The sequence below is a fragment of the Novosphingobium resinovorum genome (genome assembly GCF_036352595.1).
GTDB classification, from domain to species: Bacteria; Pseudomonadota; Alphaproteobacteria; order Sphingomonadales; family Sphingomonadaceae; genus Novosphingobium; species Novosphingobium resinovorum_B.
Genome location: NZ_JAZFAX010000019.1, coordinates 37,586 through 53,697 on the forward strand (window position 1 = coordinate 37,586; position 16,112 = coordinate 53,697).

Here is a 16,112-nt window from a genome sequence, read left to right on the forward strand (position 1 = left end):
GAAATCTCCTTAGAACGGTATCTTGTCGAGGAACGCCCGCGTGCGGGGGTGCCGGGGATCGGTGAAGAAGGTTTCAGCGTCGGCGATCTCGACGATCTGGCCTTCGTCCATGAACACGACGCGGTCGGCCACTTCGCGGGCGAACGCCATTTCGTGGGTGACGCACACCATCGTCATGCCGCCGCGTGCGAGGGCCTTCATGATGTCGAGCACTTCCTTGACCATCTCGGCGTCGAGCGCGGACGTCGGCTCGTCGAACAGCATCAGCTCGGGGTCCATGCACAAGGCCCGCGCGATAGCCGCGCGCTGTTGCTGGCCGCCGGAAAGCCGGGCCGGAAACTTGTCCGCCTGATCGGCGATCCGCACCCGCTCCAGCATGGCACAGGCGACATCGCGGGCCTTCTGCTCGGACAGCCCACGCACGCGGACGGGTGCCAGCGTGCAGTTCTGCAGGACGGTCAGGTGCGGGAACAGATTAAAGTCCTGGAACACCATGCCCACCCGCGAACGGATGGTCCGCAAGGTGATCGGATCGTCCGACACGGCATGGCCGCCGACGAGAATTTCTCCCGTCTGATGCTGCTCAAGGCCGTTGACGCAGCGTATCAGGGTGGACTTGCCTGATCCCGACGGACCGCAGATCACCACGCGCTCACCCGGCTGCACATGCAGCGTCACGTTGCGCAGGGCGTGGAAGTCGCCGTACCACTTGTGGATACCGGTCAGGGAGAGCGCCGTCATCGCCGGCTCTCCGCCAGCGATTTTTCAAGGTGTCGCGAATAGCAGGCAACTCCGTAGCAGATCACGAAATACACGAGCGCAACCATCAGGTACGTCTCGGCGTAGGGCATCGGCCAGGCAGGGTCGTTCAGCACCACCCTGCCCGCGCTGACGAGGTCGAACAGTCCGACGACCACGACTAGACTGGTGTTCTTGATGACGACGATGATCGTGCTGGTCAGCGGCGGCAGCACCTTGCGGATGGCTTGCGGCAGGATCACGACCAACAGGACATCGCGATAGCGAAGGCCCAGCGCCTGAGCCGATTCCCACTGGCCATGCGCGACCCCCTGCAAGCCGCCGCGCAACACCTCGCACAAGTAGGCGGCGCTCACGAGCGTGAACACGCCCAGCGCGCGCGTGAGGTTTTCTAGCCGGACCGTCTCGGGAAACAGCAGCGGAGCCAGGAACGAGGCGGCAAACAGCAGCGTCACCACCGGCACGCCGCGCAGGACTTCCACGAACCCGGTTGCTCCATACCGGATCAGCGGCAGCGGGCTGCGCCGTCCCAGCGCCAGCGCAAGGCCCAGCGGAAAGCCGAGCGCCAACGAAAGCACCGTCAGCAGCAGCGTCACCGGCAACCCACCCCACGACGAGACCGGCACGGGCGCCAGTCCGGCGATCCCGCCCGCCATCAACACCAGCACGAGCATCAGCCCGGCACCCCATGCGCCCAGCGTCCACCGGGTCCAGTGCGCACGCGGCATCGTCCAGAGCGTGAGCGCTGCCAGAACGGTGACGACGGCGATCGGTCGCCACATCTGTGTTTCCGGGTAAATGCCGAAGAGAATGAACGGCGCCTTTTCGCGCAGGAACAGCCAGCAGGCACCCGCATGGCGGCATGTCCCGGCACTGCCCTGCCATACCCCATGCGTGACGGCCCAGGCCATCAGGTGCGGCAGCGCCTGCTCCAGCGCCGCCACCAGAACCAGCGTCGCAAGCAGATTGGCACCGCCGTTGATCAGTGTCCCGAAACCGCGCGGGCTGCGAACGGGTGTAGGAGCCAGCTGCGGCTCGGGCGAGGTCTGTACGTAGTTCACCGCGCCCACCTTGCGCTGCGCCGTTCCAGAAGCCCCATGCCCAATGAAATCGCAGCTGCGAGGATTAGATAAACAAAGGCAACCAGAACCACGCATTCCAGTGCATGGCCGGTATGGTTCATCGTCGTGTTCGCCACCGAGTTCAGGTCCGGATACCCGACGAGGAGTGCCAGCGTCGAATTTTTGAGGATGGAGGCGAACTGACTGGTCATCGGCGGCACCATAACCCGCAGCGCCTGAGGCACGATGACGAGCCGCAGGCTCTGCCGGTCGCTCAGGCCCATGGCGCGGCAGGCATCCCACTGTCCGCAAGGGACCGCCGCGATACCGGCACGGATGATCTCGGCAACGAAGCCGCTCGCATAAAGCACGCTGCCGACCACTACCGCCGCGAATTCCGGCGTGAAGCTCCACCCGCCGATGAAATTGTAGCGATCAAGGTGCGGCACGTCGGGCGCAACGCCAAGGCCGAGCGACACCCACAGCACCGCCGCCGCGATGACCGTGGCCAGCGTCACCAGGCTCGCCTGATGCAGACGGCCCCGCCATGCAAGAACGGCCACCGCGACAAGTCCTCCGACGGCCACCAGCAGCAGCGGCAACGCCGTCCCGGTGATCCCGAAAGACGTGAGGTAAAGCCCGCGATCGTTAAGGAAGATGCCGGGAATGGGCTGGAGTGACTTGCCGGGCGGCGGCAATCCCACCGTCAGCACCCCATACCAGAACAGCAGCTGCACCACGAGCGGCGTATTGCGCACGGCATCGATGAAGCTGCAGGCTACGCCGCCCGCAAGCGGATGCCCTGACCGCCGGGCCAGAGCCAGTGGAACGCCCAGCAATGTGGACAGGACGATCACGACCAGCGCCAGCACCACGGTATTGCCTAGCCCCGCAAGCAAGGCGCGCGCAAAGGTGGCCGAGGGCGAATACGGCACTATCGTTTCGGAGAGCGGGAAGCGCGCGGTGCTCCCCAGAAAGCCGAAATCCAGAGCCATGCCGCGAACCGACAGGTTGTGCTCGACCATCCCCACCATGACCGCGATGAATGCCATGAAGACCAGCGCGAAAAGCGCCTGAGGCAGCCACCAGCGCAGCATATCGCGAGAGGGTTTGCTCCGCTGCATCAGTAGAACCCTATGGACAGCATCAGCCCACCGTCGCGCCGCAGACGGTTGGGACCGCGCGGGATGTTCAGCCCGCTGCGGGCTCCGAGGTTGTCATCGTAGACTTCGGCGTAATTGCCCACCTGCCGCACGATTTGGTAGGCGAAATCGTCGCGCAGACCCAGCGCACGCCCATTGCCCGGCTCCACGCCCAGAAAACGCCGGATCACCGGGTCACGCGAACTGCTCATCGCCTCGACGTTTGTCCGATTGATCCCCAGATGCTCTGCCACGATCATCGCCTCGATCGCATACTTGACGATGTCGAACCACTGATCATCGCCATGCCGCACCGCCGGGGTCAGTGGGGCGATGTCATCGCTTGCGGGAATGATGGTGAAACGCTGCCCGGGCTTCATCGCCCGCAACGCGACGAGCGCCGACTGGTCCGTGGCCAGCGCATCGCAGCGCCCTGCCAGAAACGCTTGGCGCGTGCTCTGCACGTTATCGAAGATCACCGGATGCAGGGTGATGTGGTTGCGGCGGGCGACATCGGCAAAGACGATCTCGGTCAGCGACCCGGTCTGCACGCAGACCGTGGCACCATCGAGATCGCGCAGCGTCTTCGCGCCGCTGGCCGCGCCGGTCATGAATGCCGTGTAGTCGTAGTAATTGGGTATCGTGAAATTGATCCCGCCCGCATCGCGCTGGAGGGTCCATGTCGTCGTGCGGGGCAATACGTCGATCTCGCCCGTTAGCAACGCGGTGATCCGCTGCTGGCCGGTCAGCGGAACGAAGCGCGCCTTGTCCCGATCGCCGAGCGCCGCCACCGCGATCGCCCGGCAGGTATCGACATCCAGCCCCAGCCAGCGACCATGCCCGTCGGGAGCGCTGAAACCCGTCGTGTCCTTGCCCGCTCCGCACCGCACATATCCCCGCGCCCGCACTTCCGCGAGCGTGGGGCCGCTCGCCGCCGCCGTCGGCCCGTCCGAGCAGGCCGACAGTAATGCGCCGCCGACCACCGCGCAGGCCAGGGCAAGGAAGGCGCGAGTATGGGTCATGAATGTGCCGGATTGCCCGCGATGAGCAGACGGTCAAGCAAGCCCACAAGATCCTCCAGAAGATCGTCCGGGTCCTCAAGCCCGATGCTGATGCGCAGCAAGCGGCCTGCCGGATCTCCGCCGAGCCTTCCCTGAACCGTCATCGGCGCGACCAGACTGCGCGTGCCTCCCCAGGAACCGCCTATGACGAATACGCGCAGGTCCGCCAGCGCTTCGTTCAGCAAGGCATCCAGTGCCGGCTGCAAGGCAAGAGAGAACACACCGCTGGCGCCGGACATGTCACGCTTCCAGAAGCCATGCCCCGGACACTCGGCAAGCGCGGGGTGCAACACCCGCGAGACGGCGGGATGATCTCGCAGGGCTTCGGCGATCCCGATCGAGACTCTGCCGATGTGCGCAAGGCGCACACCCAGCGTTTCGATCCCGCGCAGCACCAGAGCGCAGTCGTCGGGAGAGACGCCGATCCCCATCACCTTGGCCATCGCCCGCAAGCGCGCATGCCAGTCAAGATCGCGCACCGTCACGGAGCCAAGCAGCACATCGGAGTGCCCGGCCGCATATTTCGTCAGGGCTTCGACCGAGAAATCCACGCCAGCCGCAAGCGGCTTGAACAGGAGCGGCGTGGCCCATGTGTTGTCGCAGCCGACAAGGAGGCCCCGACGGCGGGCGACATCGACGATGGCAGGAATATCCTCCACTTCCATCGTCCCCGAGCCGGGAGATTCGGTCCAGATCAGGCGCACGCTGCCGTCGATGAAGTCCTCTATCCCGCGCCCTGTCAGGGAGGGATAGAGGCGATGCGCTATGCCCTGATGCGCAAGCACGTTCGCGCACAGGGCACGTACCGGGGGGTACACTGTGTCGGGGATCAGCACCGTGTCGCCCGGGCGCAGAACCGTCAGGAACAACAGCGCGATCGCGGCCTGGCCCGAGGGCAGCAGCATCGTGCGCCGACCTTGTTCGAGCGCGGCGATCTGCGCTTCCAGCGCCCGCGTGGTCGGTGTCCCGTCAAGACCATAGGCATACCCGTCAGGCTCGCGCAGGCGCCGCTTTGCGTAGGCCTCTGCCGTGGGGAACACGATCGTCGAGGCACGATGCGTCGGAACCGAAAGGCTTGAAAAGCCTGCCACCTCCACTTCCGGGCGATGAACGAGTTTGGTCAGATCCTTCATCGGTGTCCTCTTGCGTGAGGGCATATTGCAGGGTCCGATCCGTGACCTCAATTGGCGACTTGTTCGCAGTCCATAAACCTTCGTTATGGCTTACCCCCCGTCCCATGAGAATTGCCGGGGGTGCGCATTGCACAGCGGAACCAGCTCCTGAGCGGACCGCATAACATTCCGGCATGGAGTAGTGCTGGACTATCAATTGTAATCAACGGCGCGGTCGGCTCGTTTCGCGGGCAAAGCGAGTAGCCGGGTTTGGCTGCCACAAGGGAGCCTTGCATGACCCGACATCTTCCCTGGATCATACTAGCGATCGTGGGCGCGATCTGCCTTGCAGTTCTAGCAGTATCGCGCGGGGAGCCGGTCAACGCGCTGTGGATCGTCGTTGCGGCAGTAAGCTGCTTCCTTGTCGCCTATCGCTATTACGCGCTTTACATCGCGCGGCATGTCATGCGGCTCGACCCGAACCGGGCGACCCCGGCGATCTACCGCGCGGATGGTCTGGACTATGTCGCCACCGACCGGCGCGTGCTGTTCGGCCACCACTTCGCGGCGATCGCGGGCGCGGGGCCGCTGGTGGGGCCGGTGCTGGCGGCGCAGATGGGCTATCTGCCGGGCACCTTGTGGATCATCTTCGGCGTCGTGCTGGCGGGCGCGGTGCAGGACTTCATGGTCCTGTTCATCTCGATGCGGCGCGACGGCAAGTCGCTCGGCGAACTCGTGCGCATGGAGATGGGCGCGGCCGCGGGCACGATCGCGCTGGCGGGTGCCTTCCTCATCATGGTCATCATCCTTGCGGTGCTGGCGCTGATCGTGGTGCGCGCGCTGGCGGAAAGTCCCTGGGGGATGTTCACCGTCGCCGCCACGATCCCGCTGGCGCTGGCGATGGGCGTCTATACCCGCTGGATACGTCCGGGCCGCATCGGCGAAGTCTCGGTGCTGGGCTTCATCGGCCTGATCGCGGCGATCGTGTTCGGTCAGAACGTGGCCGCCTCCGAAGTCTGGGGACCGCTGTTCACCTTCACCCCGCAGACTTTGTGCTGGATCCTGATCGGCTATGGCGCGCTGGCATCATTGCTGCCGGTGTGGCTGCTGCTGGCGCCGCGCGATTATCTGTCCACCTTCCTCAAGATCGGCGCGATCACGGCGCTCGCTGTCGGCATCGTGGTGATGGCGCCGCCGCTGCGGATGCCCGCGCTGACGCAGTTCGTCGGCGGGGGCGGCCCGGCATGGTCGGGCGCGCTGTTCCCGTTCCTGTTCATCACCATCGCCTGCGGGGCCGTCTCCGGCTTCCACGCGCTGATCGCCAGCGGCACCACGCCCAAGCTGATCGGCACGGAGACCGACGCGCCGTTCATCGGCTATGGCGCGATGCTGATGGAGGCGTTCGTGGCGATCATGGCCCTTGTAGGAGCCTCGATCCTCGATCCGGGCATCTACTTCGCGATGAACAGCCCGGCTGCCGTGCTGGGCACCGACCCCGCCAGCGCCGCCCATGCGGTGACCGCGATGGGCTTCCCGGTGAGCGCCGACCTCCTCGTCCAGACCGCGCGCGACGTGGGCGAGTATACCATCGTATCCCGCACCGGCGGCGCGCCGACGCTGGCGGTGGCGATGGCGGAGATCTTCAGCCATGTCGCGGGCGGGGCGGCGATGAAGGCGTTCTGGTATCACTTCGCGATCTTGTTCGAGGCGCTGTTCATCCTCACCGCGGTCGACGCGGGCACGCGCGCCGGGCGATTCATGCTGCAGGACCTGATCGGCCTTTTCGTGCCTTCGTTCCGCGCCGGAACCTCTTGGGTGCCGGGTGTGGTGGCGACCGGGCTGTGCGTGGCGAGCTGGGGCTTCTTCCTCTACCAGGGCGTCACCGATCCGCTGGGCGGGGTGAACACGCTGTGGCCGGTGTTCGGCATCTCCAACCAGATGCTGGCGGCGGTGGCGCTGATGCTGGCAACCACGGTGCTGTTCCGGATGAAGCAGCAGCGTTACGCCTGGGTCACGGTGATCCCCACCGCGTGGCTGCTGATCTGCACGCTGAGCGCTGGTTCGCTCAAGCTGCTGTCGAGCGACCCGACCGTGGGCTTCCTTGCCCATGCCACCAAGTTCGGCGCCGCGATCGATGCCGGCACGGTGCTGGCCCCGGCGAAATCGATGGAGCAGATGCAGGCCATCGTCTTCAACGACCGCGTTGATGCGGGGCTGTGCATGGTGTTTCTGGCGGTGGTCGTCTCGCTGCTGGTCTTCACCGTGCGGACGTGCCTTGCCGCGTTGCGCGAAGATCGGCCCAGCGTGAACGAGGCCCCCGTGCAGATGGTCCCGGCGGAATGAGGATGCTGCGCAACATGCTGCGCCTGATGGTGGGGCAGCCGCCTTATGAGGTCTACCTCGCCCATATGGCGCGTAACCATCCGGAGGCCGCGCCGATGAGCCGCGTCGAGTTCTTCCGCAACCGGGAGCAGGCACGCTTCGGAACCGGCGCGGGGAAATGCTGCTGAGATTGCCTGCGCCCTGCCCTACCCGCCTTTTTCTGCAGCATTCCTTTTCAGAGACCTTCACGTCATGCGCATCAACGCGACCAAGTCCATTTTCATCGCCATGGTGCTCGGCCTGACAGCCGGGTTCGTCACACATATATCGATCGGCAGCGATGCGCCGCGGGTGGAACAGGTGGCCGGGTACTTTAGCCTGCTGGCCGATATTTTCCTGCATCTGGTGAAGATGATCATCGCCCCGCTCGTATTCTCGACGCTGGTCGCCGGTATCGCCCACATGGGCGACGGCGCGGCGCTGGGGCGCGTCGGCGGGCGCGCCTTCGCCTGGTTCATGATTGCCAGTCTGCTGTCCCTGACGATCGGCCTGGTCTCGATCAATTTTTTCGCGCCGGGCAGCGGCCTAGATCTGGTGCGCTCGGCGGCGGCCCCCGGCGTGAACCCGGAGGCCCTGAATTTCATCAGCTTCGTGCTGCACGTCTTCCCGGTGTCCATGGTGGGCGCGATGGCGGAAAACTCGATCCTCCAAATCGTCGTCTTCTCGCTGTTCGTTGGCGTCGGCCTGATGGCGATGGGGGCGGAAGGCCGACCCGTCGTGGTGCTGGTGGAAGCGATCGCCGGGCTGATGTTGCGCATCACCGGATACGTCATGCGCGTCGCGCCGCTTGCGGTGTTCGGCGCGCTGGCAGCGGTCGTCACCCGGCAGGGTCTGGGCGTGCTGGCAACGTTCGGCGCCCTCATTGGCGAGTTCTACCTGTCGTTGGTCGCCTTGTGGATCGTTCTGTTCGGCACAGGCGCGCTGTTCTTGGGCAGGCGCATGGTCGTGCTGGCCCGATGCATTCGCGAGCCGCTGCTGATCGCCTTTTCCACCGCGTCGTCTGAGGCCGCGTATCCCAAGATGCTGGAACAGCTCGACAAGTTCGGCGTTCCCCGGAGCATCTACAGCTTCGTTCTGCCTTTGGGGTACAGCTTCAACCTCGACGGATCGATGATGTACGCGACTTTCGCGACCATCTTCATCGCGCAGGCCTACGGCATCGACCTGTCGATCGCCACCCAGATCACCATCCTGCTGGTCCTCATGGTCACGAGCAAGGGCATCGCCGCAGTCCCGCGGGCCAGTCTGGTAGTGGTTGCCGCAACGCTGGGCCAGTTCAATCTTCCCGTGGAGGGCGTCGCCTTCATCCTTGCGATAGACCACTTCATGGACATGGGCCGCACCGCCACCAATGCCCTGGGCAACGCAATTGCCACGGGCGTGATCGCGCACTGGGAAGACAGGCGGGCAAGGCATAACCCGGCAGCATAGACCTACAACCACAGATAAATTGTTCGCCGCCCGGCCACCGCTACCATCGGCCTGTAAACCAAGCATCGGAGCCACAATGAAGATTACGTCGAAACTGGGCCTGTCCGCCGTCGCGTTCGTTTCGCTGGCCGCCTCGGCACCTTCGATGGCGCATCCCGTCCATGCCGATGCCGAACTGCCGGATTCCTATGCCATCTCCACCTCGCAGATCGCGTTCTACAATACCCCCAACCGCAAGCATGTGCTGATCGCCAAGGGCAATCCCATCACCCTGGGCAAAGTCACTGTCGATCTGAAGAAGTCGTCCAACGTCATGGTCCAGTTCACCAGCGGGCTGGCGACCGTAGTTCCCGAAGGATGCCCGTGCTCGGTGCGGGTCTCGCTGCAACTCGATGGGATGGACCCCATCGTCATCAAGCGCGTCAATCTGGGTACTGCCAGGACCATGATCGGCGACAAGTATCAGGTCGATCGCCAGTCCGCGGACGGCTCATTCGTTTTCCCGCTAAATGCCGGGCACCACGAAATCGCCTTAGTCGTGCAGCGCATCGAAGGCGAGAGCAACGAACTGCACGCTTTCTACCCCAACATGCAGGCCTTGGTGTTTCCGGCAACCGCCCCGAACTGAGCCGGCCTTCGCAATTGATACCCTCACCTGACAGCCGCCCGGACGTTTGATCCGGGCGGCACTTTTTGCGACTATGGTTCGCCGCGTGAGATAGCGAGTGTGAGGTGGCGCCTACGCAGCCCCAAAGACTTGATCATCAATAACAGCACAGTGCGCCGTCTTCGAAGCAAGATCAGATGGCTTGGGATAGCTCGATTGTTGCCTCAATGCTGGTTTGCAGCCACCGGCAGGTATCGGAATAGTCAGCCGTTCAAAAAGTTAGCCACGAACGACTGGGTCTGGTCGGCAGGCGACGCAGCTGAGCGGCAACTATCTCTGTATCTGCGCTCCGAACGCGACAGTCGCCTACCGGCCCGAGCTGGGCTTTCGCAGCCAAGGAGTGGTATCAACCGGAATCGTCGGAAAACTCGGTTGCGGTAACAGCTCGTATATCAGACTGCGATTGTCGGGAGGATACCAAGGCTTCGCCAAACGTACCCGGCCCAAGCGGTGATACCGTTTCCAGTTCTGGTGTGCTTTCGCACGGGCATTCTTCTGAAGGTCACCGGGCAGGAGCGCGACAAGCACGCAGCGGGAAGTGTGGGGATGGCGTTGCGGATTTCGGCGCGGCTCAATCTCGGGAAGTCCGCTTGTGCCCCGCTCGGTTCAACGGCCATCGTCGATCGGTCCCGGCAGGAGGATTGCCGCTCGCGCGTCCTTGCCCCGCATGACGGGCAAGCTGGTCATCTCGTTCATGGGGTACTCCCGGATTGTCTGGTCGTGCTGTGCGGGCAGCCATGTCGCGGTGATGCGGAATGGCGGCTGCAAAGCATCGCAGCATCGCCGCCATGTGCCTGCGCATATGCGCTTTGTTGGTGATGATCGGTTCGGGGTTCAGCAGTTCGCCCTGCGGCGTCATGAAGCCGATGGCGGGATCGCCATCGCGTAGTTCGATAACGAGGCGGTGTCCGCGTGGCTGGGCTTTATCGGCATAGCGGGCGACGAATTCGCCGAGGCGGCCGGACAGCCCCTGCGCGAGCTTGGTCCAGCGGATATGGCCGCCGGCGAGGACCTCCCCCTCGCATAGTCCGCGCTCGAGCCAGGCGCGCAATTGCGCGCGCTGCTGGATCGCCGAATTACGCATGCGCTCCATGGTCCGGCAGAGCGGAAGCACGCCGGCATGTCGATCTATCCAGGCGAGATCTTTGTCGTCGGCGATGATCAGCAAGTCGTCGGGCTCGATGCCGCTGAGCAACGCACGTAACTGATCGGCCGGATCACAGGTCTGGGCGGGCTCCCCACCACGCCACGTCCGAAAGCCCCTACCGGCGTCGGCTATGATGATGTGCGCCATTTCATGCCCGGGCTGTGCCTGGAGCATCGTCATCAAGCCTGCCTTTGCATCGGATGCAGTGGCAGCACCGATGATCACGGTGCGCTTCGACCACCGGGCGGGACGCGGGGCGTCTGTCGGAGACGGCCAACTGCTCGGAGATGGCTTTGAAACCCGAGGCGTGGCGGAAATCGGCAATGGGTCTCCGGTTCGTGCGGCAGCCGCGTAGGATCGCCTGGCCCCGTCGAACAGATCTTCGAAACAACCACCGCCATCGCGGAAGCCCTGGGCGTAAGCGGGCGAGGTTTCACCCGGCGGCTCCCTTCCCTTCTTCATGCTCGCTGACCACGGGAATCAGACCGGGAACGCCGCGTGAACCGGGCGTCAGGTGGTTCGGAGCCAGTTCACCAGTTGCAGCCCATCGACGCGCTCAAATTCGCGGATGTTGTCGGTAACGAGGGTCGCGTCGATTGCGAGCGCATGAGCGGCGATCAGCATGTCATTAGCGCCGATCGGCGTGCCACGACGCTCGAGGTCGGCACGCAGACGCCCATAGCAGGCGTCGGCATCGTCCTTGAGCGGCAGCACCGCAATGAGAGACAGCAAATCCTCGATCTTGCTTTTCAGGCGCGGCGATCCGCGCTTTTCTGCGCCATAGCGCAGTTCGCCGGCAACAATGATGCTGGTCGCAACCGCGTCCTCGCCGACGTCGGCGATAGCGTGGGCGACCATGCCATCGGGCTGCCGGATCAGGTCCGACAGGATATTCGTATCGAGCAGGAACATGGATCAGATGTCGACCGATTCTGCGGGCAGGTCCTCGATCGGGCCGATCTCTTCATCGAGCGGCTCCCATGTCTTGAGAACGGCAAGCAGGGAGCGCGGACGCGCGGGTTCGATGATCAGGCGCGAGCCTTCCTTGCGGATAATGGCGTCCTCGCCCGGAAGCTCGAACTCACGGGGAATGCGGACCGCCTGGCTGCGGCCGTTCTTGAACAGTTTGACGTGACGCTCGAGGTTCATGGCGACTCCTTGGCATATGACATAGCCTATACAGGCTAAGAATGCGAGATGTTTGCGTGCCCGGCTGCCGCAAGTGATGCGCCATTCGCGAAGGGAAGTGGGATCGGAACGGTCTGACCGCCGGCAAGATTGATGAAGGCCCCGGCATGCCCGATCGAACCGCGCCCGAAAAGATCGAAGAGCAGCGCGAGAGCATGGCTTGCCAGGACGCGGTTGACGAACAGCGACTGACGCTCGAGCGCCTCGGCGACCGAACAGGATGGCGCATCGTTTTCAGCCAGGCTTTCGTCGGCGAGTTCCGGAAAGGCTTCGAGTACGGTGGGAAGACGGGGGCGATCGCTGTGACTGGTGCGCTGCGGACAGCCGATCAGGTACTGGCCGTCGCCGGAGCGGTTGCCGAGGTCCATCCAGTAGACGGGCGGATTTCTGCCGGTCTGCAGTGCCGCCCCCAGCGCGCGGCGGGCCGCGGCGGTATCAACGCAGCTGATGAGCATGTCGAAGCCGTCGATCCCGATCGCTTCAGGAGCGCGTCCGTGAACCGCCTCCCAGGCAAGGCCATGCGCTAGATTGATGCGCTCGGTCAGCGTACGCGCCTTGGAATGGCCGATATCGCAGCGGTAGAATGGCTGACGGCCAAGGTTCGCCTCGGTGACGATATCGTCATCGACCACGGTGACGTCGAGCGAGCGCGAGGAGATCGCGCGTAGCGCCGTATCAAGCGCGGCGAGACCCATCAGCATCTGCGCTCCGTTCCCGCCGCATCCGACTAGCAGGATCGTGATCGCACGATCGTCAAAGCCGGCAGGAAGATAGTGCCGCCGTGCCTGATCAGTCTGCATCGGGAGCTCCTGCAAACGGACAGCGCGGCAAGGGCAGGAACATACCGCCCGCACAGAGCCGCGCAGCCATGGTGGGACCATCGGGATGGTCGAGACGTCCGAAGACGATCGCTATCTTGGTGGCATAGGCATCATCGGCATCGTCGGTGGCGCTGAAGAATGCACGGCCGCGCGCGTGGCTGTGGATGTCACAGACCATGTGCCAGTCAGGCGGCAGTCTGGGCATGCGATATACGAGTCGTGTCGGCGTCGCTTCATCGATATCGGGGAACTCGACGGCAAATTCACGGCTCGCCTCGTTCCACAGGATGAATGCGGCGGCCTCATTCGGCAGGGCCGCCTTGAGAAATTCCAATATCTGCACGAAATAACGCCGGGGTACCAGGCCGCAGCGTAGATCGGCCCGCGGTGCCCCGATGCTGCCATAAGGAACATAGCCGGCGATGGGCGCCGCAACCGGCACGTCCAGCGCCAGCCACGGGCGACGCAGGATCAGCTTCACACCGTCATGGCCGATGGCGAGACCATGGCCGACGCGGGAAGCGCGCAGCGCCTCGATGGCGGGCGACCTTCCAAATGGCGGCACCGGATAGCAGGGCATGGCCTCAAGCACCGCCGCCGCCGTCGCATCATCGGTGAGCATCGTCATACCCGGCCCCGCGCGATAAGCCGGCCTACCGTCACCGCGCAGGCGGCGGTCCTTCGCGGGCCTATCCCCTGCCCGGCCGTGCCGGCGCCAAATGGCTTGAGACGGCTCACCGGAAACCGGCGCGCACCCCGCGCCGCCAGATCGTCCCAGAGCCGCACCAGCCCGCCCTTCCCGCGTATCGTCCGGTCCTGCCCGGGATTGGGATGCGTCGACCAGGAGTCGAACAGCGCGCTCTCATAGGCGGGAATGGAGGCGATGCTGAGCACCCTGGGTTTCGGGATATTGCCCCAGCAGAGACGCCCGTCGACGAAGACGTTGAGGATCGGCGAGTGCAGCACCGGCGTGTCGGCGCCCGGGCGTTCATTTGCCGGGAGGGCATAGACGCCAAGCCCATGGCGTGTGGCGATCAGGAGATGGGGTGGATAGGGAACCGGCAGCGTCGTTCGCGCAGCGAGCGCATGGAGATCGGCAGGAGGATCGGAAAGCGCGAAATGAGCCGGGCGCACCTTAGCCGGCACCCACCAGGCCAGCATGTCGGGATGAGCGACCAGCACATGCTCAGGGAGGAGTTCCGGCACGACGGTACGGCCAAGCGCTTCCGACCACTGCCGCAGATGCGCGCGCGTCAGCGGGCTGCCGGCCGCGATGGTCGGCCGGCCATCGCCATCGTGTTCCACTGCATGGATGCTGGCGAAGGCAGCCGTATCGATCGAAGAGGCGCCGTAGGGCTTGAGATGTCGAAGCGCCTGGTTCGTATAGAGCAGGATGGCGTTCGTCAGGACGAGACCGCCACCGCTGGCTTCGAAGTGGGTGCTATGGTCGGACATGGGTGGCTCCTGGGCTTGGGGGGATCGAAGCGGATGAGGTTCTGGACCGTGAGGAGGAACTGTGCGCCGAGCCGCAGTGAGGCGAACCAGTCGTCGATGCAGGCCACATCCGGCAGCGGGCAGATACCGGCGATATCCGTGAACCCCATTTCCATGCCGCTGCGCATGACATCGTCGAGTTCGCGGGCGAACGGCACGAAGGGAACCAAGGTCAGCGGCGGCAGCGAGGCGCATTCCTCGATACCGGGGAGATATGCGCTCGCGACCTCGAAATCGAAGTGCCAGGCGCCGGCTTCGGGCGAGAGTGTGCCAAGCACCTCCTGCGCAGCACGCAGATCTGCCAGCTTGCGACGAAAGGCAGCGGGAAGCCGCTTTAGCGGCGCCGCGTTCGCTGCGATCATCCAGGGCGGCCGGCGCTCGTCCAGTTGCGAAGGAAGCATGTGACCGTCGAGATCCTCGGCGTCCGCGCCGTGACATTCGATCAGGCTGCGGCGGGCAGCTTCGTCATCGATTTCCCCCTCCCAGTAGTACATGGACATCTCGTCCAAGAGATCCTGGTAGCTGAAGACCGGCAGCATCCGCCCGAGTGTCTGCTCAAGCGCCCGGTAGGCAGCGGCGCGCCAGGCGGTGGGCGCATCGCCGGTTTCGATCCATCCCAGATCAAGCTGTCCCATGCTGTCGCAGATGATGGCGATCGCGGGCGGCCCATCCGCCTCGCTGCCCAGGACCGCGATGCGCAGATCGACGATATCGATCGGGTCCAGGATTTCTCGCACGGCGGCATCGAACACCGCCTCGATGTGGCGACGGGCTTCGAGCCGCGTACAGGCTCTCGCATCCTGTGCCCGGGACGCGGCCCAGCGCCCGATCACCCGGTGATGGGGCGCGAGCGGCGCGTCGAAGATCGCCGGGACATCGGACGATAGCGCGACGGCCCTGCCCGCAAGATCGCCCGCAAGATCACTGGCAAGATCAGCCAAGCGGCGGGAGGCGAAGTCCGGCCGGCGGCTGGAGCAGTTCGCGGGTTTCGCCCGCGTGCCCCGGCGGGTCGACGACGATCCGCGCATGGAGGGCTCGGGCCCGGGGGCTACAGGCGGGCGGGGTGAAGCCGGCAGTGTCGCCATCGTCCGTCTCGATCCAGTCCAGGAGGGTTTTGCGCAGCGCAGGGGGGATGGCCGCGCCGGGGCGTCGCCGCGCCGTCGGCACCGCGATCAGCCCTTGGTGCCGATGGCGCGGCGATATTCGGTGACATGCGCGCCGCCCATGACCCCGGCATCGACCATCGCGGCGTTGAGGATCGCCGGGTACAGCGTCGCATGATAGGCGCGCAGCGCGGCCGGGTCCTGCGCGAGATGCGGCGGGACGGGCAGGTCGATGCCGTCATAGCGATAGGTTCGGGTGAGATGATCGATCTGCATGACTGTCTCCAGAGATGGACGGGAGCGATGGGGCGAGGTTTCCGCGCCGTGCATCACCAAAGGCTGGCCGGCTCTTCGGGCTTGGCGTCGGACGGCGGATTGCCGGGAGGCTGGGTGTCGGCGGTCGCCGGTTTCGGCGTCGATGTCGCAGCTCTGGTCTTCGCGGCCGCGGCAGCGCGGGCGGCTTCGATAGCCTGGCGCTGCTCTTCCAGCTGGTCGGCGAGCGCCTTGCGACCCGCGATGAGCTGGCCGAGCGCGCCGTCCTCGCCCCGCGCAAGTTCGGCATCGATCTCGGCGGCGCTCGCAGTGAGCGAGATCGGCCGGAGTTCACCGGCTTCGGGCTTGTGGCCGCCGCCTTCGATCATGCGCGGGATGATGGTGAGCGTGACCATGCCCTCGGGCCCGGCGACAAGATCGCAGCCGAGCGAATAGCGGGCGAGCAGCGGGAGCAGGCTGGTTATCAGCATG

The 16,112-nt window shown here is 64.9% G+C and carries 18 protein-coding genes; 4 read left to right on the forward strand and 14 right to left on the reverse strand.

Annotated features, from left to right (window positions below; genetic code table 11):
- Positions 1–9 precede the first annotated feature (9 nt).
- The 5 genes from V2S85_RS17220 to V2S85_RS17240 are packed head-to-tail and all read right to left on the reverse strand — an operon-like array spanning position 10 to position 5,156.
- Positions 10–741: an amino acid ABC transporter ATP-binding protein gene (locus V2S85_RS17220; protein WP_330704075.1), complete on the reverse strand. Its 732-nt coding sequence runs from the start codon at positions 739–741 to the stop codon at positions 10–12.
- Positions 738–1,820 carry an amino acid ABC transporter permease gene (locus tag V2S85_RS17225; RefSeq protein WP_330704076.1) on the reverse strand — a complete coding sequence of 361 codons (1,083 nt, stop codon included), beginning with the start codon at positions 1,818–1,820 and terminating at the stop codon, positions 738–740. Before V2S85_RS17225 ends, V2S85_RS17220 begins: the two co-directional genes overlap by 4 nt.
- Positions 1,817–2,944, reverse strand: a complete 1,128-nt coding sequence (locus tag V2S85_RS17230) for an ABC transporter permease subunit (RefSeq protein WP_330704077.1) — start codon at positions 2,942–2,944, stop codon at positions 1,817–1,819. The genes V2S85_RS17225 and V2S85_RS17230 overlap by 4 nt, the downstream gene beginning before the upstream one ends.
- Positions 2,944–3,984 (reverse strand): amino acid ABC transporter substrate-binding protein, encoded by a 1,041-nt coding sequence (locus V2S85_RS17235; protein ID WP_330704078.1) that lies wholly within the window; start codon positions 3,982–3,984, stop codon positions 2,944–2,946. Before V2S85_RS17235 ends, V2S85_RS17230 begins: the two co-directional genes overlap by 1 nt.
- Positions 3,981–5,156: a trans-sulfuration enzyme family protein gene (locus tag V2S85_RS17240; RefSeq protein WP_330704079.1), complete on the reverse strand. Its 1,176-nt coding sequence runs from the start codon at positions 5,154–5,156 to the stop codon at positions 3,981–3,983. Before V2S85_RS17240 ends, V2S85_RS17235 begins: the two co-directional genes overlap by 4 nt.
- A 273-nt stretch (positions 5,157–5,429) precedes the next feature.
- On the opposite strand from V2S85_RS17240, the gene V2S85_RS17245 reads away from it, so the two are divergent.
- The 4 genes from V2S85_RS17245 to V2S85_RS17260 all read left to right on the forward strand — a co-directional run bounded on the left by V2S85_RS17245 (position 5,430) and on the right by V2S85_RS17260 (position 9,576).
- Positions 5,430–7,478, forward strand: a complete 2,049-nt coding sequence (locus V2S85_RS17245; RefSeq protein ID WP_330704080.1) for a carbon starvation CstA family protein — start codon at positions 5,430–5,432, stop codon at positions 7,476–7,478.
- A 2-nt stretch (positions 7,479–7,480) separates the two neighbouring features.
- Positions 7,481–7,645, forward strand: a complete 165-nt coding sequence (locus V2S85_RS17250; protein ID WP_330704081.1) for a YbdD/YjiX family protein — start codon at positions 7,481–7,483, stop codon at positions 7,643–7,645.
- 64 nt (positions 7,646–7,709) lie between these two features.
- A complete protein-coding gene (locus V2S85_RS17255) occupies positions 7,710–8,948 on the forward strand; it encodes a dicarboxylate/amino acid:cation symporter (RefSeq protein WP_330704082.1) in 1,239 nt (412 codons plus the stop codon).
- 76 nt (positions 8,949–9,024) lie between these two features.
- Entirely contained in the window at positions 9,025–9,576 is a 552-nt protein-coding gene (locus V2S85_RS17260) for a hypothetical protein (RefSeq protein WP_330704083.1), read from the forward strand.
- A 610-nt stretch (positions 9,577–10,186) separates the two neighbouring features.
- Here the strand turns inward: V2S85_RS17260 and V2S85_RS17265 are convergent.
- The 9 genes from V2S85_RS17265 to V2S85_RS17305 all read right to left on the reverse strand — a co-directional run bounded on the left by V2S85_RS17265 (position 10,187) and on the right by V2S85_RS17305 (position 16,111).
- Positions 10,187–10,942: a hypothetical protein gene (locus V2S85_RS17265; protein WP_330704084.1), complete on the reverse strand. Its 756-nt coding sequence runs from the start codon at positions 10,940–10,942 to the stop codon at positions 10,187–10,189.
- Positions 10,943–11,272: 330 nt separating this feature from the next.
- Positions 11,273–11,674 (reverse strand): type II toxin-antitoxin system VapC family toxin, encoded by a 402-nt coding sequence (locus V2S85_RS17270; protein WP_330704085.1) that lies wholly within the window; start codon positions 11,672–11,674, stop codon positions 11,273–11,275.
- Positions 11,675–11,677: 3 nt separating this feature from the next.
- A complete protein-coding gene (locus V2S85_RS17275; protein WP_330704086.1) occupies positions 11,678–11,911 on the reverse strand; it encodes an antitoxin in 234 nt (77 codons plus the stop codon).
- 35 nt (positions 11,912–11,946) lie between these two features.
- Complete coding sequence (locus V2S85_RS17280; RefSeq protein ID WP_330704087.1) at positions 11,947–12,750, reverse strand: PRTRC system ThiF family protein; 804 nt, start codon at positions 12,748–12,750, stop codon at positions 11,947–11,949.
- Positions 12,740–13,399, reverse strand: a complete 660-nt coding sequence (locus V2S85_RS17285; protein ID WP_330704088.1) for a PRTRC system protein A — start codon at positions 13,397–13,399, stop codon at positions 12,740–12,742. The genes V2S85_RS17280 and V2S85_RS17285 overlap by 11 nt, the downstream gene beginning before the upstream one ends.
- Complete coding sequence (locus V2S85_RS17290; protein WP_330704089.1) at positions 13,396–14,226, reverse strand: PRTRC system protein B; 831 nt, start codon at positions 14,224–14,226, stop codon at positions 13,396–13,398. The genes V2S85_RS17285 and V2S85_RS17290 overlap by 4 nt, the downstream gene beginning before the upstream one ends.
- The gene (locus tag V2S85_RS17295) at positions 14,175–15,293 is read right to left on the reverse strand and encodes a hypothetical protein (protein ID WP_330704090.1); all 1,119 of its coding nucleotides are present in this window, start codon (positions 15,291–15,293) and stop codon (positions 14,175–14,177) included. Before V2S85_RS17295 ends, V2S85_RS17290 begins: the two co-directional genes overlap by 52 nt.
- Before the next feature lie 144 nt (positions 15,294–15,437).
- Positions 15,438–15,644, reverse strand: coding sequence for a PRTRC system protein C (locus V2S85_RS17300; RefSeq protein ID WP_330704091.1), 207 nt, complete (start codon positions 15,642–15,644; stop codon positions 15,438–15,440).
- Between the two features lie 53 nt (positions 15,645–15,697).
- Positions 15,698–16,111, reverse strand: a complete 414-nt coding sequence (locus tag V2S85_RS17305; protein WP_330704092.1) for a PRTRC system protein E — start codon at positions 16,109–16,111, stop codon at positions 15,698–15,700.
- Position 16,112 lies beyond the last annotated feature (1 nt).

Coding starts and splice junctions, on each gene's coding strand:
- V2S85_RS17240 (WP_330704079.1), bottom strand. CDS start 5,156: ATGAAGGATCTGACCAAACTCGTTCATCGCCCGGAAGTGGAGGTGGCA.
- V2S85_RS17265 (WP_330704084.1), bottom strand. CDS start 10,942: ATGACGATGCTCCAGGCACAGCCCGGGCATGAAATGGCGCACATCATC.
- V2S85_RS17300 (WP_330704091.1), bottom strand. CDS start 15,644: ATGCAGATCGATCATCTCACCCGAACCTATCGCTATGACGGCATCGAC.
- V2S85_RS17305 (WP_330704092.1), bottom strand. CDS start 16,111: ATGCTGATAACCAGCCTGCTCCCGCTGCTCGCCCGCTATTCGCTCGGC.
- V2S85_RS17230 (WP_330704077.1), bottom strand. CDS start 2,944: ATGCAGCGGAGCAAACCCTCTCGCGATATGCTGCGCTGGTGGCTGCCT.
- V2S85_RS17255 (WP_330704082.1), top strand. CDS start 7,710: ATGCGCATCAACGCGACCAAGTCCATTTTCATCGCCATGGTGCTCGGC.
- V2S85_RS17285 (WP_330704088.1), bottom strand. CDS start 13,399: ATGACGATGCTCACCGATGATGCGACGGCGGCGGCGGTGCTTGAGGCC.
- V2S85_RS17235 (WP_330704078.1), bottom strand. CDS start 3,984: ATGACCCATACTCGCGCCTTCCTTGCCCTGGCCTGCGCGGTGGTCGGC.
- V2S85_RS17280 (WP_330704087.1), bottom strand. CDS start 12,750: ATGCAGACTGATCAGGCACGGCGGCACTATCTTCCTGCCGGCTTTGAC.
- V2S85_RS17275 (WP_330704086.1), bottom strand. CDS start 11,911: ATGAACCTCGAGCGTCACGTCAAACTGTTCAAGAACGGCCGCAGCCAG.
- V2S85_RS17220 (WP_330704075.1), bottom strand. CDS start 741: ATGACGGCGCTCTCCCTGACCGGTATCCACAAGTGGTACGGCGACTTC.
- V2S85_RS17295 (WP_330704090.1), bottom strand. CDS start 15,293: ATGCGCGGATCGTCGTCGACCCGCCGGGGCACGCGGGCGAAACCCGCG.
- V2S85_RS17270 (WP_330704085.1), bottom strand. CDS start 11,674: ATGTTCCTGCTCGATACGAATATCCTGTCGGACCTGATCCGGCAGCCC.
- V2S85_RS17250 (WP_330704081.1), top strand. CDS start 7,481: ATGCTGCGCAACATGCTGCGCCTGATGGTGGGGCAGCCGCCTTATGAG.
- V2S85_RS17245 (WP_330704080.1), top strand. CDS start 5,430: ATGACCCGACATCTTCCCTGGATCATACTAGCGATCGTGGGCGCGATC.
- V2S85_RS17260 (WP_330704083.1), top strand. CDS start 9,025: ATGAAGATTACGTCGAAACTGGGCCTGTCCGCCGTCGCGTTCGTTTCG.
- V2S85_RS17290 (WP_330704089.1), bottom strand. CDS start 14,226: ATGTCCGACCATAGCACCCACTTCGAAGCCAGCGGTGGCGGTCTCGTC.